The following is a 13,430-nucleotide window of genomic DNA, read 5'->3' as shown; positions in this document are numbered from 1 at the left end:
GCATGACAACACTGACCCAACTGAAAGCCAGAAAACAGTATCCGTATAAATGGAGTGCCTTTAATCGGCAGGGTCAGGAGTGTACCGGTGAGCTTGATGCCAGCTCAATTGATGAGTTAAAAGCCATTTTAATGACCCGAGGTTTCAGCCGTATCGAGGCCAAAAAAGCCCCGCAATCAGTTCTGACCAAACTCAAAGATCGGGTTAAGCCGGCTGATATTGCCTTTTTCAGCCGCCAAGTTTCCACTATGTTATTTGCCGGCGTACCGGTGTTACAGGCACTGCGCTTAATCGGTGAAAGCCATGCTAAACCCTGCATGCGCCGCCTGATCAATAACATTGCCTCTGATGTGGAAAGCGGTACGCCGATTTCGCAATCACTGCGCAAACACCCACTGATCTTTGATGATCTATTTTGTGATCTGGTCAGCACCGGTGAAGTCACTGGGCGGCTTGATCTGGTGATGGACAGAATCGCCACTCATCGCGAAAAAATGGAAGCGCTGAAATCCAAAATAAAAAAAGCCCTGTTCTATCCCAGTATGGTGATGGCGGTTGCTATCGGGGTATCTGTCTTGATGCTGTTGTTTGTTATCCCCCAATTTGAACAGCTCTATCACGGCTTTGGCTCTGAACTGCCGGCCTTTACCCAAATGGTGCTCAACCTTTCGGTACTACTGCGGGAAAAAGGCGGCTTTGTGGCAGCCGGCATAGTGGCGGCAGCTTATCTCTATCGCCGCATGTATCGCAGCTCTGAAAAAGTGCGCCTTCGGCAGGATAAATTTATGCTCAAGTTGCCGGTCATTGGTCTGATGCTACACAAAGCAAGTGTTGCCCGCTTTTCGCGCACCTTATCGGTCACCTTTACCGCCGGCGTGCCGCTGCTAAACGGCTTGGTTTCTGCAGCAGGGGCTTCCGGAAACCTGATCTACCGTAATGCTATTTTAGCGGTGCGCAAAGAGGCCGAACAGGGAATTCCAATTCATCAGGCCATGCAAAAGCAGAACCTATTCCCACCGATCACCACCCAAATGGTGATGATTGGCGAAGAGTCAGGCTCACTTGATGGCATGCTCGATAAAATTGCCACCATTTATGAGCAAGAAGTGGATGACATGGTTGATGCACTATCCAGCCTATTAGAGCCTTTTATTATGGTGATTATTGGCGGCATTGTCGGTTCACTGGTGGTAGCCATGTATCTGCCTATTTTCAATATGGGTAGCGTAATCGGTTAATGCTCTGCGCCAAAGTTAAAAACTAAAACCTGAATTTAAGCCTGATCATGGAATGATATTATGCTTGCTCAACGCCTGCTAATTCGCAGTCAGAACTTTTTTACGGCGTATACACCTGCACAAGCTTGCCACGCCTTGCTACTGGCGCTGTTTTTTCTCTGCGGAATGCATACCGTACAAAACCATCTTGGCGGCGAAGGGTTGCAGATCCCATTTAATAATATTGGCTGGATAGTGATCAGCGCTATTATTCTCAATGGCATACTGCTGATCAGCCGCAGACAGCAACTGGTTTATAATCGCTTATCACAAGGGTTGCTGCTGAGCTGCATACTGATCAGCCTGCCACAACTCTACCCGCAAGCCGATACCCGTATGCTGACCACCCTATTTGGCTTGTGGGGCGGCTATCTAACCTATCTGGCGGCTACACAATTACAACTCACGGCGAAACAAAAACAGCATTTACTTTGGATACTGCTGTGCGGGGTACTCATTCAAGCTTCTCTGGCGCTCTGGCAATATTACTGGCTGACCGAAGGCAACAGTTTCGGGTATGACAGCCGCCTCAATCGCCCCTACGGGATCTTTTTCCAGCCAAATTTGATGGCCTCTTTTATGGTCACCGGCACAGTGATTGCCGCCTTTTTATTGCTGCAGACTTCTCGAATTTGGCAACGTACCGTGCTGGCAGTCAGCATTACATTGACCACCTTTGTCACCGTAATATTGCTTTCGCGCACCGGTTGGCTGGCTCTTATACTGGTTAGCCCGCTGATATTGTTCACACTGTTACGCCAAAACCACCCTCACCAGAATAAACAAAATGCGGCACTGTTTTTTATCGCCCTCAGTATTGGTCTACTGTGGGGGTTAACACAAAATTTCTGGCTGAATGATATTACCCTGCTGATGGCCGATCGGGTGTCACTAGAAAGCCCACGCGCATACACCTACCCACAAACACTGCAACTGTGGGCAGAAAAACCACTGCTAGGCTGGGGATACGGCAATTTTGAGTCAGCTTATTTGTGGTTCAGCGCCAAAGGTTACGCCGCCGGCCAGTTTGACCATGCTGGGCTAGCAGGGCTGGCGCATGCCCACAACGAGATATTACAACTTGCCGCGCAGGGCGGGATTATTCCGGTACTCGGCTTACTGCTGGCTACTCTGGCTGTTTTTTATGCCTGCTATCAGCAAAAATATGCTCCTATACTAATCGCACTGCTGATCCCGCTGGCATTACACAGCCAGCTCGAATACCCCTTTTACCACTCTGTACCGCACTGGCTGATGTTTGTTGTATTAATTGCAATCATTGATAAACCTGCTGACCGCACACTGCCCGTTGCCCGTACCTTTGCTTTACGGCTTTCTGGTTATTTACTGTTTGGATTCACCCTGATTTTTATGCTCACCACCTTGTATACCACCCACAACCTGTATCGGTATGAAACACAAGGCCGTAAAGATCTCTCATTAGTCGTCAACAACATCAACCCTATTGCATGGTATCGGCGGCTCAATTTTTACCTGATTGTGGAAACCATCAACGCTGCCGTAGCAACTGATAATCAGCAAGATCTGAAAAAAGTAGAGCAGTGGATTAAAGAGGATATGCGCACCTACCCGCGTACCGAATACTATAATTTTTTGGCGATGATTTATCACGAACAGGGAAATACCGTACAGCTAGCTGAACTCCAGCGCGAAGCCTATTTTCTATTTCCTAATGATGCCACCTTGTTTACCGCCGAGTATTTCCAAAAAAATAAACTGGCAAACCCGAAATATCCACCCAGCCAGATAGCTACTGCATCCGCTGAAAAATAGTGATCGTATTGAAAATAAAAATAGGGAATATTAAAAATAAATAACCGATCTTGTGTTTAACAATAAACAGCGCAACAGCACAAGACGCTCCTTACCTTTTACGATAAAATTATTAGGTATAACGTAGGCTTATCAAGCAAACACAAAATGAATATAAATACTCAACAGTTTGCTTATATTACCCAATTTCCCGCGCCTTGCGCGCTATCATAAATAAGGTTTCCAGTGGACGGAGTCATTCTGTTAGCAGCGTTGTTTGGTTTAGTGATCGGCAGTTTTCTGAATGTAGTGATCTACCGCTACCCGATCATGCTCGAACGCCGCTGGCGGGCCGAGTGCAGTGAGCATTTTAGTGATCTTCCGCCTACACCAGAGGCTCCCCGTTTTGATCTGTTGCTGCCCGCTTCACACTGCCCGCAGTGTAAAACGCCGGTTCGCTGGTTTGATAACCTACCGCTGGCCTCATGGCTGTTACTGCGCGGAAAGTGCCGACATTGCCAAGCCCCTATTAGTGCCCGCTACCCCGCGATTGAGCTGATCACCGCCATTGCCTTTGCACTGCCGGTGTTGCTGTGGGGGCTTACACCGTGGAGTTTGGCCGTGATGCTGCTTGCCGCTCTGCTGCTGGTTGCCAGTATGATCGATCTCGATACCCTCTGGTTGCCCGACAGCCTGACACAACCGATGCTCTGGGGCGGCTTACTGCTGGCATGGCTAGGAGAAAGCCAGATTGACTTACACAGCGCCCTTGCCGGCGCAATGGCCGGTTATCTTTCGCTCTGGAGTCTGTTTTGGGTATTTAAGCTGCTGACCGGTAAAGAGGGCATGGGCAGCGGTGATTTTGTGCTGCTGGCTGCACTGGGTGCATGGGTTGGTGCCGAAAAACTGCTGCTGGTTGCAATGTTGGCCTCATTCAGTGGCCTCATCTATGCAGTCATCGCGCGCCGTACCCAGCAGGCGATTCCGTTTGGCCCGTGGTTGGCACTCGGCGGCTGGATTACCTTACTGTGGGGCGATAATATTGTGCGCACTTATTTTACGCTGATGGGTATATAGCAAATCAAATCGATAAGATACTGCTCACCCAATAGTCTCTAGCCTATTTATGGAGCAACTTGTGACCTACACTGTCGCCATTACCGGAGGCATCGGCAGCGGCAAAACGACCGTTGCCAATCTGTTTGCCCAGCACGGCATCACCTTGGTAGATGCCGATATCGTGGCGCGTGAAGTGGTCGCGATCGGGTCACCGGCACTGTGCAGCATCGTTGCCCATTTTGGCGTACAGGTGCAACTCCCTGATGGCAGCTTAAATCGTGCAGTGCTGCGCGAAATCATCTTTGCCGATCCACAGCAACAGGCGTGGCTGAATCAGTTACTGCACCCACTAATCAGCCAAACTATGCAGCGCCAGTTAGCGGCAGTCACCTCCCCCTACGCGCTATGGGTTGTGCCACTGCTGGTTGAAAATAACCTCTGTGGCTTGGCTGATCGCGTATTAGTGGTTGATGTCAGCCCTGAAACCCAAATCCAGCGTACCCAACTGCGTGATCAGGTATCTGAGCAACAGATTAAGCAAATTCTGAATGCACAAGCATCGCGCAGCGCACGCTTAGCCGTGGCTGATGATATTATTGATAATGACTGCCATAACAATGACAACCCTCATCGCCATGACAAGCATGAGCAACACGCTGATAGTCAAAACTACAGCGCTCAAGACAGCAACTGTAATATCCGGAATAGCCGTTACACCCAATCAGATCCTCTTTCCCGAGAAACACCAAACCGAGATTCATTATCTGCTCAGGTTGCCCTGTTGCACCAAAAGTATCTGGAGCTAGCCGCTCAGCATCGGCAATAACAGGCTTGAGCGTCTCAGCAAAAGACACTGGTTATACAGGATATCTGCGAATCAATAGGTAGCCGATATAGACGCTGCCTAGATTATTACTTAGTATTCAGCGTAACGACTCTCTAACTCTCAATGAATCAGACCCATGACAAATGACTCAACCCGTTCAGTGATTTTTGAACAACCCCTGAATGAGAAGATGCGAGCTTGGTTACGCATAGAATATCTGCTGCAACAATTAGATGATAATCAGCATTTAGCCGACACCGCACAATCTATGGTCTTTTTCCGCACTATTGCCGACTTGCTTGATGTACTCGACCGTGGTGAAGTGAGAACCGATCTGCTCAAAGATCTCGAGCGCCAGCAACAAAAACTGGGGCAGTTTCTTGATACTCCAGGGGTTGATCTTAGCCTGCTACAAGGCCTGCGTAGCCAATTAAAACAGCACTATACCGATTTACTTAATGCCCCGCGCTTAGGTCAGGCACTACGTGATGATCGCTTTATTAATCCGATCCGTCAGCGTTTAAGTATTCCTGGCGGTAGCTGCAGCTTTGATTTACCAACGTTACACCTGTGGTTACACCTGCCACATCCGCAAAAAGAGCAGCAAGCCATTCACTGGATGTCGACCCTCGATACTTTGCGTGACCCACTGCGTCTGATATTAAACCTGATCCGCCAGAGTGCAATGTTTAACCCGTGCAGCGCCAATGCTGGTTTTTATCAAGATAATGGCGGCGATGCTGAAATGCTGCGTCTTCGTCTGCAGCTTGATTGTATGGTCTACCCACAAGTTTCCGGGCACAAAAGCCGCTATGCCATTCGCTTTTTACCGCTCGACAGTGAGCACGGTGAAGTGCCACAGCATCTGCCGTTTGAACTAGCCTGCTGCTAAATTTTTACTGTATTGAATATCGGATATCCGCTACAGCATATCCGTGCAACCGAAAAGAGAAAAACCGATGACTCAGCCACTCTATGTTCCCTGCCCAACCTGCCAAACTGCCGTTGAATGGAGCGAAAATAGCCCCTACCGCCCCTTCTGCTGTAAACGCTGCCAGTTAATTGATCTGGGTGAATGGGCTGAAGAAGAGAAACGTATTCCGGGGCCTGAAGATCACTCCAACGCTGAAGATTGGAGCGAAAACGACTAATCTTGCTGCTATTTTCAGATATAATCTTGAGTTAGCCGGCGGCAACTTCAGCCAGTAAGGTCTGAACAATTGCCGCATTCGCTTCGGGAAAACGCTCGGCAATCAGATCTTGCTGAGCAACCCACGCCGAGCGCTGGCCTTCACGCCCGAACGGTTCTCCCTGATAATCTTCAACCAAAAAGAAGTGTAAATGCACCACACGGTCATCAAACTCAACACTGACATTATCAAACGGCACTGACTGCATAACCTCAATACCCACCTCTTCATGTAACTCACGGGCTAGCGCCTCTTGTGCCGACTCTCCGACCTCAAATTTTCCGCCGGGAAATTCCCAATAACCGGCCAAAAAAGTGTCGGGTTTACGCTTGGTTAAAAAAATTTCACGCTCGGCATTGCGGATAATTCCCACCGCAACATGCATCTGTTTTTTCACAATTATTTCCTCAAAAAAACGGCTTATCAGCACACACGGCTCAACCTACATGCAAGCGCTCTGAACTGCAACCTGACTTATTATTTGGATAAAAAAAGTTCTTTGGATAAAAAAAAGGGGCATTACTCACGTAATCGCCCCTTTTCTTCTCTCTAATTGAATACCCAATATCTATCAATCAGTATCACGTATCCAAATCAATACCTGCGATATGTTACAGCGCAGGTATCTGGTTCATTTAGCCTTGCAAAACACCGTGGCACTGCTTGTATTTCTTACCTGAACCGCACGGGCACAGCTCGTTACGGCCAACTTTGCGCTCAGCACGCACCAGTGAACCTGAACCATCACTGTTTTCAGTCAGCGTACTTTCGCTTTCACTGTGGCTGTACTGCTGCTTCTGGGCGATACGCTCTGCTTCAGCACGGCGCTGTGCATCAACCTGCTCAACCTCTTCCGGCATACGAACACGCACTTTACTCAGCGTGCTGATCACATCAAGTTTTAGGGTTTCGAGCATTTCAGTGAACATCTCAAATGATTCACGCTTGTACTCTTGCTTCGGGTTTTTCTGTGCATAACCACGTAAGTGAATACCCTGACGCAGGTGATCCATCGCCGCCAGATGCTCTTTCCAAAGCGTATCAAGCGTTTGCAGCATCACGCCTTTTTCAAAATGGCGCATCATTGACTCACCAACAACATCCTCTTTCTCACGATACAGTTTCAGGGCTTCCGCCTGAATGCGCTCACGCAGCACCTCTTCGTGTAGGTTATTGTCCTCTTCTAGCCACTGGCTAATTGGCAACGCTAGATCAAAGTCATTATGCAGGCGATTTTCCAAACCCTGAACATCCCACATCTCTTCGAGTGATTGCGGTGGAATATACTGATCGATTACCGCACCAACAACATCATCGCGAATCGCATCAATGGTTGCACCCACTTCATCAGCATCCAGCAACTCATTGCGCTGCTCGTAAATTGCTTTACGCTGATCGTTAGCCACGTCATCGAACTCAAGCAGTTGCTTACGAATATCAAAGTTACGTGCTTCAACTTTACGCTGGGCATTTTCAATCGCCTTGCTGACCCATGGGTGCTCAATCGCCTCACCCTCTTGCATGCCCAGTTTTTTCATCATATTGCTCACGCGATCTGAAGCGAAAATACGCATCAGGCTATCTTCCATTGAAAGATAGAAGCGTGATGAACCCGGATCCCCCTGACGGCCTGAACGTCCACGCAACTGGTTATCAATACGGCGCGATTCATGACGCTCAGTACCAATGATGTGCAGACCACCGGCCTCAACCACCAAATCATGCTGTACCTGCCATGCAGCTTTAATCGCATCAATTTGATCTTGGGTTGGCGCTTCAATCGCCTCAACATCCGCTTTCCAGCTACCGCCGAGCAGAATATCGGTACCACGGCCTGCCATGTTGGTCGCAATGGTCACCGCTCCCGGTTGACCGGCTTGTGCCACGATATCCGCTTCAGAAGCATGGAATTTGGCATTCAGAACTTTATGCGGGATATTTGCCTGACGCAGTGCCTGCGAAAGTGCTTCTGATTTTTCAATAGAAACTGTACCAACCAGCGTTGGGCGCTTTGCTACCACCTGCTGCTTAATATCCTCAATGATCGCGTTAAATTTCTCGCCTTCGGTCATGTAGACTAAATCGGCCATATCTTTACGGATCATCGGGCGATTGGTTGGAATAACTACGGTATCCAAACCATAAATTTGCTGGAATTCGAACGCTTCGGTATCGGCTGTACCTGTCATCCCGCCCAGCTTTTCATACAAGCGGAAATAGTTCTGGAAGGTGATAGAAGCCAGAGTCTGGTTCTCATTTTGAATTTGAACCCCCTCTTTGGCCTCAACAGCCTGATGCAAACCATCAGACCAACGGCGGCCCGGCATGGTACGGCCAGTGTGTTCATCAACAATAACCACTTCACCGTCTTTCACGATGTAATCAACATCTCGCTCAAACAGAGCATGCGCACGCAATGCGGCATTGGCATGATGTAACAGTGAAATATTGGCCGGAGAGTACAGTGAATCACCCTCTTTCATCAGTTTTGCGCCAATCAACAGCTCTTCAATGCGCAGTTGGCCGCGCTCGGTTAAATGAGCCTGACGTGCTTTTTCATCTACACTGAAATCACCTTCGCCCTGAAACTCTTCAGAGTCTTCTTTCTCTTGCTGTGTCAGCTTAGGGATCAGCTTATTCACTTGGATATACAGCTCAGAGCTGTCTTCTGCAGGGCCGGAGATAATCAGCGGGGTACGTGCTTCATCAATTAAAATGGAGTCAACTTCATCGACAACTGCATAGAACAGTGGGCGTTGTACCCGCTCTTCCGGGCTAAATGCCATATTGTCGCGCAGGTAGTCAAAACCGAATTCGTTATTTGTACCGTAGGTAATATCCGCGGCATACGCTTCACGTTTTGCCGGTGCAGGCATACCCGGCAGGTTAATCCCCACGCTCAGGCCTAAATACTCAAACAGCGGGCGGTTAGTCTCTGCATCTCGACGGGCCAAGTAATCGTTCACGGTAATCACGTGAACACCACGGCTGGTCAGCGCATTCAGGTAGGCCGGCAGTGTTGCGGTCAGCGTTTTACCTTCACCGGTACGCATTTCAGCCACATTACGGCCATTGAGCACCATGCCGCCGATCATTTGCGCATCAAAATGGCGCATACCAAAAACGCGCTTACTCGCTTCGCGTACGGTAGCAAACGTTTCGGGGATCAAATCATCTAGCACTGCGCCTTGCTCTAAACGGGCACGAAACTCAACTGTTTTTGCTTTCAGCTCATCATCTGACAGCGCAATAAACTGCTCTTCAAGGGCATTAATCTGGGTAACAATTTTGCCCAAACGGCGCAGAGTACGCTCGTTACGGCTACCAAAAATTTTTGTGAGTACTTTCGTCAACATAGTTAAATTACATCTTATAGCAAGTCAATCCATGGCTTTTCCGGATAACCGAAATAAAAACCAGACACCCCACATGGTATAACACAGCACAAAAACCGGTTGTAGGAACGGCTCTGATTATGCTGTGGCCTGTGGGCCTGCTCGGATGCCCTGCACTTGTGCCAACCACAAGCAAGGTATGTAACTTAACAACAACGGAACCGGTGGCAGCAACATCGCCGAGACTGAAGTCTCAAGCGGTAAACGCTGCACCATATCGGAGGGGATCGCCGCCGTAAAAATCGGCTTAAAAATATCAGTACTGCTTTCTGGTGTTGGTACCAGCGCATTGGCGCTGTAATAGCCCTGTTCGGTGCTAAATGAAACTTCAGTATCAGAAGCCAAAACCTGCGGCGCAAGAATTCGGGCCAAGCGGGCAAAAAAGCCAGAAACCGGATTCCAGCCTGAAAGTGAACTCTGCTCAGGTTGGGTAATAACCACCCGCAGCGCAACACCGGCAGCCGGCACCCGCTGTGGTGCAATCAGTTCATTACGTAAACGAACTGCGGTATTTAAAAACAGTGGTTGTGCCGAACGGCTGAATGTCTGACTGGTTGAGTTATCTGCATGTACATCCATTGCGGTACTTGCCGTGCCGACACCCGCAGCCACCACACCCAATAAAAGGTGCGGCCACAGGTAACGACGGCCAAATTGTACACAACGAACCAGAATCGACATGCTTTATAAATTACTCATGTTGTACATCATCAAAAAATAACCAGTTTGGGGATAAAAACAAAAAATACCTTGTCTCTATTCTCTAGATAGATAGAGATATTGTAAGAACACCTCTAAATAAGCGAATAGAGATAAACCTTTCTATCCCTGCGGTTTTACGTCACTCGACATAAGATGACATCACCTACCAACTGGTGGCATAGTGGCATCAGATGCGACTCACTTTTAGCCCACTTAGCGTAAATGCAACATACAGGCTAAATAATCTGTACGGTATTAATTATTATGCGCGATCATCGCCCACAACCGCTGGATTCTCTGTTTACCGAAGCCCACTTACAAAATGTACAGCAGCGGGCTATTGCGCTGTTAAAACTTAACCAAACAGTAAAAGCCTTATTACCGGCAGAACTACATGCGCATTGCCGTGTTGCCAACTACCGTCAGAGTATTTTAATCCTTGAAATTACAAATGCCAGCTTTGCGTTACGTTTACGTTACTTAATTCCCGCATTACTCTCTGCATTACGCCAGCAAGTACTGCCAACGTTAGTGACTATTGAGCACCGAATCAATCCCAGAATGGCAATTTCAAACGCAACACTGCGAGATCCCGCACAAGCTCGGCATAAATCAGGCAATTCAGAAGAGACCAAAAGAACAATCAGTATGCAAACCGCAGAACATTTACAGATATTAGCCAGCCACGGTTCGGTATCGGCTAAATTAAAGGAAAAACTACAAAAACTGGCCGCATTGGCACAGCAAAAGACAGATGTGAAAAAAACGGATTGAAAAACGAACTAAAACAAACACCCAGCCCATATAAACAAAGGATCATACGTAAGTTAATTACGTACAATCCTGTTTATTTTTCTGTATTGCTGATTTTGCATTCACACGGTACACACTAGCTCAGGCACACCTGATAGCTTTACGTGTTTATGCTTATGCGTACACCAGTGAAGGTGCTGCAAATTTGAGTGGCATCTGTGCTTCATTTTCGAAAGTCACATATTCCCACGCACTCGCCTTTGCCAGCATCGCTTGCAACAGCTTATTATTCAGGGCATGACCTGATTTGTATGCGCGGAATTCACCGATAATATTATGACCGCACATGTAGAGGTCACCAATAGAGTCGAGAATTTTATGCTTCACAAATTCGTCGTCGTAACGCAGACCATCTTCGTTTAATACACGATAATCATCCAACACAATAGCGCAGTTGAAACTGCCGCCTAAACACAACCCTTTAGATTGCAGGTGTTCGATATCACGCATAAAGCCAAAGGTACGCGCACGGCTAATTTGGCTGACAAAGCTATCTGCAGATAAATCTAAACGGAAACGCTGCGCACCTGCATCAATCGCTGGGTGGTTAAAATCGATAGTGAAATCAATTCTAAAGCCGTTATAAGGAACAAATTCTGCCCACTTATCGCCGTCTTCAACACGTACCGTATCTTTAATGCGGATAAATTTCTTCGCCACATTTTGTTCTTCGATCCCTGCATCGAGTAACAGGTAAACGAACGGACTTGCACTGCCATCCATAATCGGAATTTCAGGTGCGTCCACATCTATGATGATGTTGTCGATTCCCAAACCCGCCAGCGCTGCATTTAAGTGCTCAACGGTAGAGATACGCACATCGTCATCGTTCACCAAACACGTGCAGAGCATGGTATCACGCACGGATTTAGCATCAGCCGGAAAATCAACCGGAGGATTTAAGTCAGTGCGACGATAGATGACCCCGGTATTAGCCGGAGCTGGGCGCAATGTTAAAGTGACTTTACGACCGGTATGTAAACCCAGCCCAGTCGCTTCAATACCACGTTTTAAAGTCCGTTGTTTGATCATCTTGTCTATCTCGTCTGCGTAACAAACTTATGTTGTCTGACTACGTTAATTGTTACCTACTTTTACTCTCTTTGCCTGCCCTTTATGCAAACAGCACGTTAGGATAGAGATGGAGCAAAAAGTAATCATCTCGTAGTCAGACATGTTAACACAAGTGACGGAGATTCCAAATTGTTGCTTAATTAATCAGCTTGCTTGCGCAAAAAGGCCGGAATATCAAGATAATCTGGCTCTTTCGTTGGCTGAATTGCAGGCTCATTCACCACTTTTGCTGGCTTTGGCTCTTGCTGAATCGGCGTCATTTGGTGTGCGGCATAGCGCTCGTGCACCGGTTGCTGTGGAGCGTGCTTGCTCACCAGCGTAATATCAGGCTTACGTTCTACGCCGATACCCGTTGCAACAACAGTAACACGCAGCTCATCATGCATTTCCGGATCTAACGATGTACCGATAACAACGGTCGCATTGTCAGAAGCAAACGCACGGATAGTATTACCAACAGTTTCAAACTCATCCAAGCGCAGATCAAAACCTGCAGTGATGTTAACCAGAACACCGCGTGCACCAGCCAGATCGATATCTTCGAGCAACGGGCTTGAAATCGCCATTTCAGCGGCTTCTTCTGCACGATCTTCACCACTTGCAACACCGGAGCCCATCATGGCATAACCCATTTCAGACATCACGGTACGCACATCAGCAAAGTCGACGTTCATTAAACCCGGACGGGTGATCAGCTCAGCAATACCCTGTACTGCACCTTTAAGTACATCATTTGCAGCGCCAAAGGCATCAAGCAAAGAGATACCACGGCCCAATACTTTGAGCAGTTTATCGTTTGGAATGGTGATCAATGAATCAACGTGCTTTGACAGCTCGGTGATACCTTGGTCAGCAAATGCCATCCGCTTTTTGCCTTCGAAGCTAAACGGTTTGGTGACAACAGCAACGGTCAGGATACCTAACTCTTTTGCCAGCTCAGCCACAACTGGGGCTGCACCTGTACCTGTACCACCGCCCATACCGGCAGCGATAAAGACCATGTCAGAGCCTTCAAGTGCATTACGCAGTGCTTCGCGATCTTCTTCGGCAGCACCACGACCCACTTCTGGGTTTGCGCCCGCACCCAGACCTTTGGTTATCCCACCGCCAATCTGAATAGTCTGACCCACAGCGGTCTTACGCAGTGCTTGTGCATCAGTATTAACGGCAAAAAATTCAACGCCTTCGATATTTTCGCGCACCATGTGCTCGACCGCGTTACCGCCGCCGCCACCAACGCCGATGACTTTAATCACCGCGTCGTTAATCATTGCCATTGGTTCAAACATAACCCTCTCCGTTTTGTGCCTGTCCGCAGCAG

At 48.1% G+C, this 13,430-nt stretch carries 11 protein-coding genes and 1 pseudogene; 7 read left to right on the top strand and 5 right to left on the bottom strand.

Going from position 1 to position 13,430, the window contains the following annotated elements; genetic code table 11:
• Window positions 1–2 precede the first annotated feature (2 nt).
• The 6 genes and pseudogenes from AC1HDJ_RS04610 to yacG all read left to right on the top strand — a co-directional run bounded on the left by AC1HDJ_RS04610 (window position 3) and on the right by yacG (window position 6,086).
• Window positions 3–1,238: a type II secretion system F family protein gene (locus AC1HDJ_RS04610; RefSeq protein WP_479533734.1), complete on the top strand. Its 1,236-nt coding sequence runs from the start codon at window positions 3–5 to the stop codon at window positions 1,236–1,238.
• Between the two features lie 60 nt (window positions 1,239–1,298).
• Window positions 1,299–3,071: a PglL family O-oligosaccharyltransferase gene (locus AC1HDJ_RS04605; protein WP_479533732.1), complete on the top strand. Its 1,773-nt coding sequence runs from the start codon at window positions 1,299–1,301 to the stop codon at window positions 3,069–3,071.
• 225 nt (window positions 3,072–3,296) lie between these two features.
• On the top strand, window positions 3,297–4,127 hold the full coding sequence (locus tag AC1HDJ_RS04600; protein WP_479533730.1) for a prepilin peptidase: 831 nt from the start codon (window positions 3,297–3,299) through the stop codon (window positions 4,125–4,127).
• Between the two features lie 61 nt (window positions 4,128–4,188).
• Window positions 4,189–4,713: pseudogene (coaE, locus tag AC1HDJ_RS04595) on the top strand (dephospho-CoA kinase); the annotation flags it as partial.
• 358 nt (window positions 4,714–5,071) lie between these two features.
• The gene (gene zapD / locus AC1HDJ_RS04590; RefSeq protein ID WP_479533728.1) at window positions 5,072–5,827 is read left to right on the top strand and encodes a cell division protein ZapD; all 756 of its coding nucleotides are present in this window, start codon (window positions 5,072–5,074) and stop codon (window positions 5,825–5,827) included.
• Between the two features lie 67 nt (window positions 5,828–5,894).
• Window positions 5,895–6,086, top strand: coding sequence for a DNA gyrase inhibitor YacG (yacG, locus tag AC1HDJ_RS04585; RefSeq protein WP_438622312.1), 192 nt, complete (start codon window positions 5,895–5,897; stop codon window positions 6,084–6,086).
• A gap of 31 nt (window positions 6,087–6,117) precedes the next feature.
• Here the strand turns inward: yacG and mutT are convergent, their stop codons facing one another.
• The 3 genes from mutT to AC1HDJ_RS04570 all read right to left on the bottom strand — a co-directional run bounded on the left by mutT (window position 6,118) and on the right by AC1HDJ_RS04570 (window position 10,201).
• Window positions 6,118–6,522 carry an 8-oxo-dGTP diphosphatase MutT gene (mutT, locus tag AC1HDJ_RS04580; RefSeq protein ID WP_479533726.1) on the bottom strand — a complete coding sequence of 135 codons (405 nt, stop codon included), beginning with the start codon at window positions 6,520–6,522 and terminating at the stop codon, window positions 6,118–6,120.
• A 238-nt stretch (window positions 6,523–6,760) separates the two neighbouring features.
• Entirely contained in the window at window positions 6,761–9,481 is a 2,721-nt protein-coding gene (secA, locus tag AC1HDJ_RS04575) for a preprotein translocase subunit SecA (RefSeq protein WP_479533724.1), read from the bottom strand.
• 117 nt (window positions 9,482–9,598) lie between these two features.
• On the bottom strand, window positions 9,599–10,201 hold the full coding sequence (locus AC1HDJ_RS04570) for a hypothetical protein (RefSeq protein WP_479533722.1): 603 nt from the start codon (window positions 10,199–10,201) through the stop codon (window positions 9,599–9,601).
• A 285-nt stretch (window positions 10,202–10,486) separates the two neighbouring features.
• On the opposite strand from AC1HDJ_RS04570, the gene AC1HDJ_RS04565 reads away from it, so the two are divergent.
• The gene (locus tag AC1HDJ_RS04565) at window positions 10,487–10,996 is read left to right on the top strand and encodes a DUF721 domain-containing protein (protein ID WP_479533720.1); all 510 of its coding nucleotides are present in this window, start codon (window positions 10,487–10,489) and stop codon (window positions 10,994–10,996) included.
• Window positions 10,997–11,149: 153 nt separating this feature from the next.
• Here AC1HDJ_RS04565 and lpxC read toward each other — a convergent pair whose 3' ends face one another.
• On the bottom strand, window positions 11,150–12,067 hold the full coding sequence (gene lpxC / locus AC1HDJ_RS04560; protein ID WP_479533718.1) for a UDP-3-O-acyl-N-acetylglucosamine deacetylase: 918 nt from the start codon (window positions 12,065–12,067) through the stop codon (window positions 11,150–11,152).
• Between the two features lie 182 nt (window positions 12,068–12,249).
• The gene (gene ftsZ, locus AC1HDJ_RS04555; RefSeq protein WP_438622305.1) at window positions 12,250–13,398 is read right to left on the bottom strand and encodes a cell division protein FtsZ; all 1,149 of its coding nucleotides are present in this window, start codon (window positions 13,396–13,398) and stop codon (window positions 12,250–12,252) included.
• Between the last annotated feature and the right edge of the window lie 32 nt (window positions 13,399–13,430).

It is taken from the genome of Plesiomonas sp. ISS29, assembly GCF_056522795.1.
This window is presented reverse-complemented; position numbering and strand designations above follow the sequence as displayed.

Bases quoted from the DNA above. Each gene is read 5' to 3' on its own strand.
- AC1HDJ_RS04610 (WP_479533734.1), top strand. From the start codon at position 3: ATGACAACACTGACCCAACTGAAAGCCAGAAAACAGTATCCGTATAAA.
- AC1HDJ_RS04605 (WP_479533732.1), top strand. From the start codon at position 1,299: ATGCTTGCTCAACGCCTGCTAATTCGCAGTCAGAACTTTTTTACGGCG.
- zapD (WP_479533728.1), top strand. From the start codon at position 5,072: ATGACAAATGACTCAACCCGTTCAGTGATTTTTGAACAACCCCTGAAT.
- yacG (WP_438622312.1), top strand. From the start codon at position 5,895: ATGACTCAGCCACTCTATGTTCCCTGCCCAACCTGCCAAACTGCCGTT.
- secA (WP_479533724.1), bottom strand. From the start codon at position 9,481: ATGTTGACGAAAGTACTCACAAAAATTTTTGGTAGCCGTAACGAGCGT.
- AC1HDJ_RS04570 (WP_479533722.1), bottom strand. From the start codon at position 10,201: ATGTCGATTCTGGTTCGTTGTGTACAATTTGGCCGTCGTTACCTGTGG.
- AC1HDJ_RS04565 (WP_479533720.1), top strand. From the start codon at position 10,487: ATGCGCGATCATCGCCCACAACCGCTGGATTCTCTGTTTACCGAAGCC.
- lpxC (WP_479533718.1), bottom strand. From the start codon at position 12,067: ATGATCAAACAACGGACTTTAAAACGTGGTATTGAAGCGACTGGGCTG.
- ftsZ (WP_438622305.1), bottom strand. From the start codon at position 13,398: ATGTTTGAACCAATGGCAATGATTAACGACGCGGTGATTAAAGTCATC.